This window comes from Listeria immobilis (assembly GCF_014322765.1).
GTDB classification, from domain to species: Bacteria; Bacillota; Bacilli; order Lactobacillales; family Listeriaceae; genus Listeria; species Listeria immobilis.
The window spans coordinates 136,578-149,201 of sequence record NZ_JAASTZ010000006.1; the positions used below are offsets into that span (position 1 = coordinate 136,578).

Annotated in this window: 11 protein-coding genes; 10 read left to right on the forward strand and 1 reads right to left on the reverse strand. The window is 37.0% G+C overall.

Annotated elements, in window-relative coordinates:
- Window positions 1–47 precede the first annotated feature (47 nt).
- The 4 genes from HCJ50_RS15765 (at window position 48) to HCJ50_RS06270 (ending at window position 2,798) form a co-directional block, all read left to right on the forward strand.
- Window positions 48–308 carry a hypothetical protein gene (locus HCJ50_RS15765; protein WP_376699627.1) on the forward strand — a complete coding sequence of 87 codons (261 nt, stop codon included), beginning with the start codon at window positions 48–50 and terminating at the stop codon, window positions 306–308.
- Window positions 305–1,129, forward strand: coding sequence for a hypothetical protein (locus HCJ50_RS06260; RefSeq protein ID WP_185347759.1), 825 nt, complete (start codon window positions 305–307; stop codon window positions 1,127–1,129). The genes HCJ50_RS15765 and HCJ50_RS06260 overlap by 4 nt, the downstream gene beginning before the upstream one ends.
- A gap of 1 nt (window position 1,130) precedes the next feature.
- Window positions 1,131–1,889: a hypothetical protein gene (locus HCJ50_RS06265; RefSeq protein WP_185347757.1), complete on the forward strand. Its 759-nt coding sequence runs from the start codon at window positions 1,131–1,133 to the stop codon at window positions 1,887–1,889.
- A 129-nt stretch (window positions 1,890–2,018) separates the two neighbouring features.
- The gene (locus HCJ50_RS06270; RefSeq protein ID WP_185347756.1) at window positions 2,019–2,798 is read left to right on the forward strand and encodes a hypothetical protein; all 780 of its coding nucleotides are present in this window, start codon (window positions 2,019–2,021) and stop codon (window positions 2,796–2,798) included.
- Between the two features lie 35 nt (window positions 2,799–2,833).
- Here the strand turns inward: HCJ50_RS06270 and mbcS are convergent, their stop codons facing one another.
- On the reverse strand, window positions 2,834–4,411 hold the full coding sequence (gene mbcS / locus HCJ50_RS06275) for an acyl-CoA synthetase MbcS (RefSeq protein ID WP_185395641.1): 1,578 nt from the start codon (window positions 4,409–4,411) through the stop codon (window positions 2,834–2,836).
- A gap of 194 nt (window positions 4,412–4,605) precedes the next feature.
- On the opposite strand from mbcS, the gene tadA reads away from it, so the two are divergent.
- From tadA to HCJ50_RS06305, 6 genes are all read left to right on the forward strand, one after another.
- Window positions 4,606–5,076, forward strand: a complete 471-nt coding sequence (tadA, locus tag HCJ50_RS06280; RefSeq protein ID WP_185347752.1) for a tRNA adenosine(34) deaminase TadA — start codon at window positions 4,606–4,608, stop codon at window positions 5,074–5,076.
- Between the two features lie 379 nt (window positions 5,077–5,455).
- Entirely contained in the window at window positions 5,456–6,862 is a 1,407-nt protein-coding gene (locus tag HCJ50_RS06285; protein WP_185347750.1) for a cytochrome ubiquinol oxidase subunit I, read from the forward strand.
- Window positions 6,849–7,862, forward strand: a complete 1,014-nt coding sequence (gene cydB, locus HCJ50_RS06290; RefSeq protein WP_185347748.1) for a cytochrome d ubiquinol oxidase subunit II — start codon at window positions 6,849–6,851, stop codon at window positions 7,860–7,862. Before HCJ50_RS06285 ends, cydB begins: the two co-directional genes overlap by 14 nt.
- Window positions 7,862–9,586, forward strand: a complete 1,725-nt coding sequence (gene cydD, locus HCJ50_RS06295; protein ID WP_185380371.1) for a thiol reductant ABC exporter subunit CydD — start codon at window positions 7,862–7,864, stop codon at window positions 9,584–9,586. Before cydB ends, cydD begins: the two co-directional genes overlap by 1 nt.
- Window positions 9,586–11,325 carry a thiol reductant ABC exporter subunit CydC gene (gene cydC / locus HCJ50_RS06300; RefSeq protein WP_185347744.1) on the forward strand — a complete coding sequence of 580 codons (1,740 nt, stop codon included), beginning with the start codon at window positions 9,586–9,588 and terminating at the stop codon, window positions 11,323–11,325. Before cydD ends, cydC begins: the two co-directional genes overlap by 1 nt.
- Before the next feature lie 142 nt (window positions 11,326–11,467).
- On the forward strand, window positions 11,468–12,403 hold the full coding sequence (locus HCJ50_RS06305) for an LPXTG cell wall anchor domain-containing protein (protein WP_185380370.1): 936 nt from the start codon (window positions 11,468–11,470) through the stop codon (window positions 12,401–12,403).
- The last annotated feature ends 221 nt before the right edge of the window (window positions 12,404–12,624 follow it).

Below are 12,624 nucleotides of genomic sequence, written 5' to 3' on the forward strand. Positions count from 1 at the left end.
TATTATCTACTGTGTTAGTGAGTTTTATAGTAGTTGTAATCGTGGGAATGCAAGTTTATAGGGTTAATAAGTGGTGGATTGATGGGGCAAATTATGAGTTTCTTTCGGGTTTTAATGGAACCCTCATAGGAACAGTATTATCAGCTGTTTTTATATTTATTGGTATTACAGCTTTAATACTAATCACGCTACTTCCCACCCTCCTTTTAAATGCATCTGTTGTGGTGGATGGATATATTTATAAAAAATACGCAGAAAACTATAGAGTGGAATATGAATTTACGGAAGAGGAATGGTACGGGAAATGAAGAAAGATTTTTTATCATCCGTTTCCTTTGAAGAAGCAAATAATAGTCTCAAAATGAAAGACATTTACCAGGTTATGAAAAATGATAAAAAGCAAAACTTTTCAATTGAAATGAAGAAAATTATTATTCTGATACTAGGACTAGCTTTTCCAGTTTTAATGGTATTTAGTTTCGCTTTGGCTCTTACAAAAAAAAGTTTAATTATTTCTAATAGTATTGTGATTGTAGCGGAATTACTTATTATTATTGTGATGTGTTATCAGTTTTTTAGAGCATATCCTCCTTTTTTAAAAAATTATGGATATGTAACTTATTGCTATTCAATAGCTAAACTAGCATATATATCCTATTTTGCGGTGGGGCTTGGAATGACAAGAGGCAGCTATATCATAAACTTTTTTGTGTTTTTAATTGCTATACTAGTCTTTTTATATCTTTATCATAAAGTTGAAAAAAATATGATTTTAGAAGAAATTAATAAAACGTTTAATCAAGATTATAAAATTTCGAAAGTGTTAACTATTATGTTAAGATTTTCTGGGCTCTCTGTTGTGGTTGCTTTAGTAGTTATGCAATTTTATAGACTGAATAAATCCTGGATTATAAATTTAAGGGGAGTAAGTGGAGAGATTTCTAGTAATATTACAGATGATGTGATAGGTATTGTTTTTGGTATCCCATTATTATTGATAATCACCTTAATCCCCACTTTCTTACTGTTTAAACCGAATCTTTTTGTTCGGGGAGAAGTGGTTAAGAAACATGCAGAAGAATTTCGAAAGGCAACCAATTCTACTGAAAAAGAATGGTATGGGGCATAAAATGAAATTAACAAATATTTTATTCAACAAAAAGATAAAAGAAAGTGTCGAGAAAATTGATTTTAATAAAGCAAGCCAGATAATTACCTATACAAAGATAAATAAGCTTATGAACCAAAAATTATTGTTTATGAGATATAGTATTTTCGCAATAATAATTATTATTGAAATATTACTAGCAAGCACTTTATCCGGTTGGGTAGTTAGTAGTCCTATTTTTGCATTAATGGAATGGTTAGTTATTTTATTGACGATTATCTATTTTTTTAAGATAATTTCGAAATGCTTCTCTGAGAACTATTTGACCAGATTTTATTCTTGTTGTTCGATTATTTTTAGCATAGTATCATGTATCTTCTCGCTTGGATTATGGTTTGTACTAGCAGCATTTTCGAGCGGGATAAAGGAAGAATACTTAGCCCAAATCCTACTGCAAACCATTATTACGGTAGTTGTTGCAATTTTAGTCGGGTATGCAATTTACAAATATTTACAGTATTTAGCAATAAAGGAGTTAGCTGATTTTGATAAAACTCTAAAAGTTCCTCTATGGGGAAGAATTGTTGATAAATCAGTAATTTATGGAATAGTTATTGTGATAGGTGGTATGCAAGTATATCGAATGAATAAGTTTTGGTTGTTAAATGACTCTTCGTGGGTTTCGACATTGCTAGTTCCTATCGCTCAGACAGTTTTGGGAGCGATTATCTTTATTCTTTTGATAGCCCTCCCGGTACGTTTTTTTACCCGGAATTCGTGAAAAGCTATTTGCTTCAAAAATACACAGAAGAATTCCGCAAAGAAAATGGTATGACGGAAAAAGAGTGGTATACTGAGTAACTATTTAAAGAGAATCGGAACACTACTTCTGTAGAAATGGAGCTTTCAAATGAAAACCATAATGAGTAAAATCTCTTTTGAAGAAGCTAAACAATTAGTAGATACAAAAGAAAGCATCACTTCAAGAGGTATACAACTATTTATGCTTGGATTGTTTTGTGGTTTTATGGCTGTACTACCTTTGAAGAATTCTATCATTATAACAAGCATTTTAATTCTAATGATTTTAATAAGCTTTATTTATTATTTTATAGTGAAATCTAGCGATAAACTTTTGGAAGACTTTGGATGGCAGATGGCAAAATATTTAATGATTCAAACTATTACCGTGAGCATACTTTTAGGAATAAGAGTTGATGGTGATAAGCCTTTTGGGGAGTATTATATTTTAGTGGCGCTGTGTTATTTGTTTGTGGTTGCTTTGCTTTGCTATTTCCGATGTAAAGCGATGATGCTAAATTATTTGAAAAAAAATGGCATAAAATTAAAAGAATCCTCAGTAACTAAGGTATGGAGTAAATTTTTTTTAAAGCTTTCGATTGGTTTATTAGTGGCTATTGTCTTGGGGACACAAATATACAGGCTAAATAAATGGTGGTTCATTGGAAATGACAGCTCGCCGGGAGTAGTATCTATTCAAAATGAATGGCTGGGAACTTTAATAGTTTTAGTTGGTGGGGTTTTACTAATAGCATTTGTGGTTGTTTTTTCGTTGTTGCCAACTTTATTATTTAATGCAAAAACAATTTCAGAAGGTATTTTGTTAAAAATGTATGCAGAAGAATTCCATAAAGAAAATGGCTTTACTGAAAAAAAGCATAGTGAATAAAAAAAGTTCTCATTTGAGAACTTTTTTCAATCACATTATTTATGCATACTCGCAAATTCAGCATCACGTAATTCCACACGACGAATTTTTCCAGAATCGGTTTTTGGCAGAGCGCTTGTAAACTCGATACGGCGCGGGTATTTGTAAGGTGCGGTTTGTTCCTTTGTAAATGTTTGTAACTCGTGAACAAGGTCATCTGTGCCTGCGTAACCATCTTTTAAGACGATGAAAGCTTTTACGACGGTGCCGCGGATTTCGTCAGGGCTTGCGACAACAGCTACTTCTTTTACAGCAGGGTGATGAGTCAAGGCGTCTTCCACTTCAAAAGGTCCGATTGTATAACCAGAGCTAATGATAATATCGTCGTTTCTACCTTGGAACCAGTAATAGTTATCTTCGTCACGAATCGCACGGTCACCAGAAACAAAATAGTCACCGCGAATCGCTTTTTGAAGGCGTTCAGGTTCTTTATAATATTCCTTAAATAATGCTGGGAAATCTCTCTGCATCGCAATATCACCAATTTCCCCAACACCAACCGGATTTCCATCAGCATCAATAATCGCCATAAATTCAGGCATAATTGGTTTGCCCATTGAACCGGGGCGAATTGGCGTATCTACAAGCGTTCCAATCAATAGCGTGCTCTCAGTTTGACCATAGCCATCCCGAACTTTAATATCAAAATTATTTTGGAAAACTTGAATTACTTCTCGGTTTAGTGGCTCACCAGCTGAAACGGCGCTCCGCAATGAACTTAAATCATGTTCGCGCAAATTATTCACTTTCGCCATTAAGCGATATTCGGTTGGCGTACAGCATAGGACGTTAATTTTCTCTTCGCTAAGCAAGTTAAGTTGTTTTTCAGGGATAAAACGACCATTATAAACGAAGCCAGTCGCGCCTTTTCCGAGTACAGATAAGAAAGGAGACCAAACCCATTTTTGCCAGCCAGGACCAGCAGTAGCCCAGACAATATCATCTTCATGAATGTCTAACCAGTGATCGGCTGCGATACGAATATGTGCGTAACCCCAACCATGAATATGCACAACGCCTTTAGGATTACCAGTAGTTCCGCTAGTAAAAGCAAGCAAACATGCATCATCACGAGAAGTTTCCACTCGTTCGAAATCGCTTGAAGCAGTTTCCATCAATGTTTCATAGTGGTCCCAACCGGGCAATTTTCCACCAACAATAATTTTTTTAGAGACAGAAGGAGTGTCGTTAATTTTATCAAATTCAGCCGTCATTCCATTATAGGAAACAATCGCTTTTACGTTTGCGTGGCGAATACGATACTCCAAGTCATGGGCTTTAAGTAACTCAGAAGCAGGGATGATAATTGCACCAGCTTTCCATAAGCCCATATAAATTGCATACGTTTCAAGCAGACGAGGAGTCATGACGATAACGTGATCGCCTTTTTTTACGCCAGCATTTTTTACAACATTTGCGAATTTACTTGCTTGTTCAAGCAAATGACGGTAACTCCAAGTTTTTGTTTCATCATGTTCATTTTTCCAAATTAAAGCCGTTTTTTCAGAACTAAATTTAGCAATCTCGTCGGTAATATTATAAAGTTCTGGAGCAAGTAGGTTCTCTGAATTCATAATAATTCTCCTTTATAAGTAGATTGTATATTTTGATAATTTTGTTTTAGTACCTAGTATTAATATATGGTAATATAAATAACTTATGAAAGCAACTAAAAGTATCCTGTGAAAGCCTGAGCAGATTATTCCTATATATTATAGAAGCTATGCTAAAATGACAGTGAGTGACTTTTTAGAAATGAGGTGCGTGGATGGACGAAGCTTTCTTTATGCAACAAGCGCTTGAAGAAGCAGAGAAAGCCCGAGAAATAGGAGAAGTTCCAATTGGTGCAGTGGTTGTTTTAGATGGAGAAATTATTGGTCGGGCGCATAATTTGCGTGAAACTAGCCAGAATGCAGTGACCCATGCGGAATTACTTGCAATTCAAGATGCTTGTCAACACCAAAATTCGTGGCGATTAAGTGGCGCAGAACTATATGTCACCTTAGAACCATGTCCAATGTGCAGTGGAGCGATTTTGCTTTCAAGAATTGATAAGGTATACTACGGCGCTAAAGATCCAAAAGCAGGAACGGTAGGCTCCCTTATGAATTTACTGCAAGATGACAGATTTAATCATACTTGCGAAGTGGAAGCAGGATTAATGGAAGCAGAAAGTAGTGCGATGTTAAAAAATTTCTTTCAAGAATTGCGAAAGAGAAAGAAAATAGATAGGCCTTAAGACTCATTATGCAAAAACGCAATTTTAAATATATATTTGTGAAATAAAAAGCAATAAGTCTTACCAACATTTACAGCGCCATAACTCTTGAGAAATTTGTCACAATCTATTTAAATGAAAATAACATCTAAAGTACTAAATAAATTTGTCTCAAAATAGGATAAAATATACTCCAGATAGAACTTATTATAAAATAAAAATCTTTCTTAACTAGTTCCTAAATCTGTGAAAGCCAAGAATACATATTATATTGCTATGTTTTGTGAATAACAGAGCAACTGAGCACGTCACTTTGGGCGATTTTTCACAAGGTTTTTAAGAAAGATGCGAAATGAGGAGCAAAACTAGTAACATTTAGCATAAAAAGGAGGAGAAAAGGGTGGATAAACTATTTTTAGCCCGTTTTCAATTCGCATCAACAACGATTTTCCATTTCTTATTTGTACCACTTTCAATTGGACTTGTATTTATGGTTGCTCTTATGGAAACGTTGTATGTCGTGAAGGGGAAAGAAATTTACAAAAAAATGTCGAAGTTTTGGGGACACATATTCCTAATTAACTTTGCTGTCGGTGTTGTAACCGGGATTATTCAAGAATTCCAGTTTGGGATGAACTGGTCGGATTACTCTAGATTTGTTGGAGATGTATTCGGAGCGCCACTTGCTATTGAAGCGCTACTTGCATTTTTTATGGAGTCTACTTTTATCGGACTATGGATTTTCGGTTGGGATAAACTAGGAAAAAAATTACATTTAGCATGTATTTGGCTGGTTTCAATCGGAACAATCATGTCTAGTTTCTGGATTTTAGCAGCAAACTCATTTATGCAACATCCGGTTGGTTTTGAATTTAAAAACGGTCGTGCAGAAATGAATGACTTTTTACAACTAATTACTAACGGACAACTACTAGTGGAGTTTCCGCACGTTATATTCGGGGCTTTTGCCACTGGAGCCTTTTTCATCGCCGGTGTCAGTGCGTATAAGATGCTCAAAAAACAAGATGTCGCCTTCTTTAAACGATCATTCCAAATTGCAATGGTAATGGCCGTTATTGGTGGCTTTGGTGTTGCGTTTAGTGGACACTCACAAGCACAATACTTAGTTAAAACACAACCAATGAAAATGGCAGCAACAGAAGGGATTTGGGAAGATACAGCTGACCCAGCTCCGTGGACAATGCTCGCCAAAATTGATCCTGAGAATAAAGAAAACGACTGGGAACTCAACGTCCCATATGCGCTAAGTTTCTTATCTTACGGAACATTAAGTGGTAGCGTAGAAGGTATGAATACGTTACAAAAAGAATACGAAGAAAAATATGGTGAGGGTGATTACATTCCACCAGTAAAAACAGCATTTTGGAGTTTCCGCATCATGGTTGGCGCTGGTATGCTAATGATCATGTTCGCGCTAATCGGTATTGTACTTGCTTGGAAGAAAAAACTTGTTAATGCAAAATGGTATTTACGTTTCATGATTCCAATGATTGGCTTCCCATTCCTTGCGAACTCAATGGGTTGGATTATGACAGAAATAGGGCGGCAACCATGGGTAGTTTTCGGTTATATGAAAACAGCTGATGCGGTATCGCCAAACGTATCATCCGGACAAATTTTATTCTCGATAATTGCCTTCTCTACAATCTATACAATTTTAGCAATTCTCTTGGTTTACTTGTTCATTCGTGAAATTAAAAAAGGACCAGACGGACACAAACCAGAAAAAGAAGAAGTTTCCATAGATCCGTTTGATAAGGGGGATGCAAGCATTGTCACTAAATGAGTTATGGTTTCTATTAATCGCCATCTTGTTCATTGGGTTCTTCTTCCTTGAAGGTTTTGACTTCGGTGTAGGGATGTCTACACGCTTTATGGCTAGAAATGCTTTAGAACGCCGCGTACTCGTAAATACGATTGGGCCGTTCTGGGATGCAAATGAAGTTTGGTTATTAACAGCTGGGGGCGCAATTTTTGCCGCTTTCCCTAACTGGTATGCAACAATGTTTAGTGGATATTATATTCCGCTAGTGTTCTTATTACTTGCCTTAATCGGCCGTGGTGTTTCGTTTGAATTCCGTGGTCAAAAAGATTCTGCTCTTTGGGTAAAAACATGGGACTGGGTTATTTTCTTCGGTAGCATTTTGCCGCCATTCCTATTCGGTGTATTATTTGCAAGTTTGATTCAAGGAATGCCAATTAATAGCAATATGAATATGTATGCTGGATTCTTTGATTATATAACTGTATTTTCTGTTTGGGGCGGACTAACGATTACATTGATGTGTCTGCTACACGGACTATTATTTATTACCCTACGTACTGAAGACGATATTCAAGACCGCGCTCGTCGTATGGCAAAACGAGTTTGGTTCATTACCATACCAGTACTACTAATTTTTGTTGTGCTAGCTTACTTTAATACAGATATGTTCCAAGTTAGACCTGTTCTTGTTCCATTGATGATTGGGATAGTAGTCGTTATGTATTTATTATCTGCTTTGTTCATCTGGAAGGACCGCGATATTTTAGCCTTTACATTTGGTGGGCTTGGAATTGTGTTCACGATTGGTTCTATTTTTGTGGCACTCTTCCCACGTGTAATGATCAGTTCTATAAACAGTGCGTTTGATTTAACAATAGAAAATGCTGCTTCCGGGCAATATTCGCTAAGTGTGATGACCATTGTTGCTGTTACACTCTTACCGTTTGTGCTTGGTTACCAAATTTGGAGCTACTATGTTTTCCGGAAACGCGTTTCTAGTAAGGAGAAAATGACGTATTAATGGGAAAAGATTTAAGGAATTACAAAGGTATTAAAAAAATAATGGCGATACTCGCAGTTTTCACGCTTATTCAAGGTGCTGCGATTATCGTAATGGCAATAACTTTAGCTCGTGCGATTACAGATTTATTTCATGAGCATCCATTTCAATCAGTCACACTTCAAATAGGTCTCTTCGCGGGGGCCTATTTCTTGCGTCACTTTTTGAATGTATGGAAAAAACAAATCGTTTATCGTTATGCTTCTAACTTAGCGAAAACGATGCGGGAAGAGTTGCTGGATAGTTTGTTTGCACTTGGTCCGCGTTTTGCTCGTGCGGAAGGAACTGGGAAAGTTGTAACGATGGTGATGGAAGGTGTAGCAGATTTCCGGAATTATTTGGAACTATTTTTGCCTAAAATGATGAACATGGCGATTATTCCAGCAATGATTTGGGTTTATATTGCTTTTCAAGACTGGACATCGGCCTTTATTTTAATGATTACATTGCCAATTTTAATTGTATTTATGATTATTTTAGGACTTGCTGCAAAAAAACAAGCAGATTCGCAGTTTGAAACGTATCGTGTCCTATCTAATCATTTCGTAGATTCACTAAAGGGTTTGGAAACGTTGAAATACTTAGGATTAAGTCATGTGCATGAGGGGAAAATTGCTTCGGTTAGTTCGCGCTATCGAAAAGCAACGATGAAAACCTTGCGTGTGGCCTTTATGTCGTCGTTTGCGATGGATTTCTTCACGATGCTTTCGATTGCGCTTGTGGCATTATTCCTAGGGCTTGGCTTGATTGATGGCAATATGAACTTGCCGATTGCGTTAAGTGTGCTCATCCTTGCTCCAGAATACTTTTTGCCAGTGCGGGAAGTTGGCTCGGATTACCATGCTACCCTTGACGGACAAGAGGCTGGACGAGTTATTCAAGGTATTATTGACCGCGCGAAAGAAGAAAAACAGGATGAACATGCGCTATCGTTAACAACATTTGCTGAAAATACGAACTTTTCGTTTGAAAATATTACGGTTAAACATGGTGATGGGGATGCTGAGTCGTTGCACGAAGCTAGTTTTACGGTAAATGGTTTTGAAAAAATCGGGATTATTGGTGCGACTGGTGCTGGGAAATCGACGCTGATTGATGTGTTAAGTGGCTTCTTAAACCCAACGTCTGGTGAATTTCACTATAATGATCAAGTCGGTGCCACGCTGTCGTCGCCTGATTGGCAAACACAAGTAACCTATATCCCGCAACATCCATATCTTTTCCACGATACGATTGCTGGTAATATTCGGTTTTATCATCCAAATGCTACCGAAATAGAGATGAAAAAAGCGGCAGAATCAGCCGGCTTAAACCAGTTAGTTGCCGGACTTGAAAATGGTTATGAAACACTTGTGGGAGAAGCAGGAAGAATGCTAAGCGGCGGACAGGAACAACGTGTTGCACTAGCAAGGGCTTTCTTAACTAATCGTCCAGTTGTACTGATGGACGAACCTACTGCTCACTTAGATATTGAAACAGAATACGAGCTTAAAAAACCAATGCTAGATTTATTTGAAAATCGACTAGTCTTTTTTGCAACACACCGTTTACACTGGATGCTAGAAATGGACCGGATAATCGTACTCGACCACGGGGCTGTGGTTGAAACAGGAACCCATGACGAACTACTCGATAAAAAAGGTTTCTATTACGATTTAGTCAAAGCCCAATTGGAGGAAGTATAATGCGGAAAAGCAGCTGGATTATCCCATATATAAAAGAAAATCGTGGCTTGTTCTTGCTTGTTATCTTCCTCGGAACGCTTACTTTTGCATCCGCCGGGGCGCTAATGTTTACGTCAGGGCACTTAATTTCTAAATCTTCTTTAATGCCTGAATCAATTATGGCTGTATACGTTGCGACTGTTGGTGTACGGGCATTTGGAATTATGCGTTCCGTTTCCCGCTACGTAGAACGACTTATGAGCCATTCGTTAGTACTGCGAATTCTGGAAAAAATGCGGGTGCGTTTATACCGTTTACTTGAACCGCAAGCATTATTACTTAAATCTCGATATAAAACTGGCGACATTTTAGGACTACTCGCTGGTGATATTGAACATTTGCAAAACTTCTATCTTACAACGATGCTACCGGCAATTGTTAGTTTAGTCCTTTACGCTGGAGTAGTTATCGCACTAGGCGTGTTTTCAGTACCATTTGCGATACTATTTGTCTTTTTAATTGGGATGTTGGTACTTGTTTTACCATGGGTGTCGCTTTTATATGCTCGCGGGAAAAATGCTTATTTAAAACAAGGGCGAAATGGACTTTATCAAAAGTTCACGGATGCTGTTTTTGGAATTAGTGATTGGAAGTTTAGCGGTCGAGAAAAAACCTTCATTACTAATTACGAAAAAGACGAAGCGAATATGTTGCATACGGAAAATAAACAATTCCATTTTGTGAACTGGCGTGATTTTTTTAGCCAATTAGTGGTAGGTTTTATGGTGATAGCGATGGTTTATTGGAGTACAGCTGAGTCACGTGATGGCGCATTTTCAGGTACGATGATTGCTGCATTTGTTTTAGCTATTATGGCACTTGCAGAAGCATTCGTTCCAGTTTCTAGTGCTATTAGCGACAAATCGCTTTACCAAGACTCCCTTTCTCGTTTAGACAAAATAGAAGACCCAACCTTACCAACTTTTGAAGAAGAGGCTAATGAAACGGAGCGAATTGATACAAAACAAGTTATTTTACAGGCGGAAAATGTCACTTTCGCTTATGATGAAAAATCGGCGAATATACTAAACGGCTTTGATTTTACTTTGCAACAAGGGGAAAAAGTGGCGATTATTGGGCGAAGTGGAACTGGGAAATCTACTTTTCTAAAATTAATTCAAGGGGCACTGCTCCCAACTGATGGAAAAGTGACTTTGAATAATATGGAAGTGGAAAAATTGCGACCACAAATTCCAGAACTTATCTCCATGCTAAATCAAAAAGCCCATCTTTTTAGTACAAGTGTATTAAATAATATTCGACTAGGAAACCAAGATGCTAGTGATGAAGAAGTTTATGCGGCAGCAAAGAAAGTCCAACTACATGATTTTATTATGAGCATGCCAGATGGTTATCATACACAAATGAATGAAATGGGTGAGCGTTTTTCAGGCGGAGAACGTGGCCGGATTGCGCTAGCACGGATTTTACTTCAAAATACTCCAATCGTTATTTTAGACGAGCCAACTGTTGGGCTGGATCCAATAACAGAACGAGATTTACTAGCGACCATTTTTGAAACTTTAGCAGATAAATCATTAATTTGGGTGACACATCACTTAGTTGGCGCCGAAAAAATGGATCGAGTTTTATTTTTAGAAGATGGAAAAACGCTGATGGAAGGTCCTCATGCTGAATTAATGGCAGCTGAACCACGATATAAACGACTTTACCAACTAGACCGACCAATCGAATTATAAAATTAATGGTTTGCTAATTTCCCGTTAGCAAGCCATTTTTGTCGTCAATTTTTAATAATTGTAACAAACATGTAATTTAAAATTGACTTTATGCTCATTTCTGATTATGATTGAGGTAAGTAAAAAGAAAGGGGAATTTATTATGAACAAATTCCGCGGACTAGTAGTTTTAGCTTTATTAACTTGTCTTATCACCCCATTTTCATTGGCAGCAAGTGCTGAAACGAATGAAAATGGTAATAATCAACCGAGTACAGAAGAGCAAACAATGGATTCCAATGAAAATACAGTTCCGGAAGTGGAGTCGAAAACAACGGAACCTGTAAAAGAAACGGCAACACCCGAAACACCCCAAACAACAATAGATATTACCGACTCAACGGAAGTTTACACGTATGAACAAAACAGTGACATCAAACTAACTGATTTCACCGCAACTTTAAGTGAATATACAGGTACGGAATTATCTAATTATCGTTTGGCCGAGGATGTGTCGCTAACAACAGCAGATGCTGGCTTGCAAGATGTGACATTACTTGGTGATACAAAAGACGGTGAAACAACTGCGGTTAAGTTAAATTACTTGGTAAAAGCACCTGTTGCAACTTTATCAGTTACTAATTTAAATTTTGACTTAGAAACGAAAATTTTCTCAGGAAAAACCAAACCTTTTGCCAGTGTTTATATGAGCTCTCCAGAAGATGAAAACTTTGGAGAAGGGCGTGTTGATGCGGACAAAGATGGGAATTTCTATGCTTCATGGGCAACCACACCAAAGGAAATTACTACCTATGCATTTGATGAAGCAGGAAACTTTAGTAAGGAAGTAACTTACACTGTCCCAGCTAAAAAAGAAAATGAAGAAGCAGTTCAAGTTCCTGAAAAAGTGAAAAAAATCGAAAACAATAATTCTGTAAAAAGTGTTACTACAGCTACTTCAGAGGAACCTAAAAAAGAAGCAGCGTCTAAATCAGAACTCCCAAGTACAGGTGACCAAGGCGTTGAATGGATTTTTGTTGTCATTGGCGCAATAGTCGTTCTTATAGCAATAGTACTTTTAAGAAAACGCAAAAAATAACTAAGCAATTTTCATAGCAAAAAACACTAAATTTAACACGATAAATTAAGTTCTGGCAAAAAGCGGCAGAGAAAATCAGTTAGTTTGATTTCTCTGTCGCTTTTTTGTTAATTATGCAAAAATAAGCTTTTCTGTGGTAAATACACATAAAATAGAAGCTTTTTTTATTAATGTTCATCAGTTCTACACATTATGAAAACGTTTTTTTGATATAATTAAGT

Coding starts and splice junctions, on each gene's coding strand:
- cydD (WP_185380371.1), top strand. CDS start 7,862: ATGGGAAAAGATTTAAGGAATTACAAAGGTATTAAAAAAATAATGGCG.
- HCJ50_RS15765 (WP_376699627.1), top strand. CDS start 48: ATGCAAGTTTATAGGGTTAATAAGTGGTGGATTGATGGGGCAAATTAT.
- HCJ50_RS06260 (WP_185347759.1), top strand. CDS start 305: ATGAAGAAAGATTTTTTATCATCCGTTTCCTTTGAAGAAGCAAATAAT.
- tadA (WP_185347752.1), top strand. CDS start 4,606: ATGGACGAAGCTTTCTTTATGCAACAAGCGCTTGAAGAAGCAGAGAAA.
- HCJ50_RS06270 (WP_185347756.1), top strand. CDS start 2,019: ATGAAAACCATAATGAGTAAAATCTCTTTTGAAGAAGCTAAACAATTA.
- HCJ50_RS06265 (WP_185347757.1), top strand. CDS start 1,131: ATGAAATTAACAAATATTTTATTCAACAAAAAGATAAAAGAAAGTGTC.
- HCJ50_RS06305 (WP_185380370.1), top strand. CDS start 11,468: ATGAACAAATTCCGCGGACTAGTAGTTTTAGCTTTATTAACTTGTCTT.
- cydC (WP_185347744.1), top strand. CDS start 9,586: ATGCGGAAAAGCAGCTGGATTATCCCATATATAAAAGAAAATCGTGGC.
- mbcS (WP_185395641.1), bottom strand. CDS start 4,411: ATGAATTCAGAGAACCTACTTGCTCCAGAACTTTATAATATTACCGAC.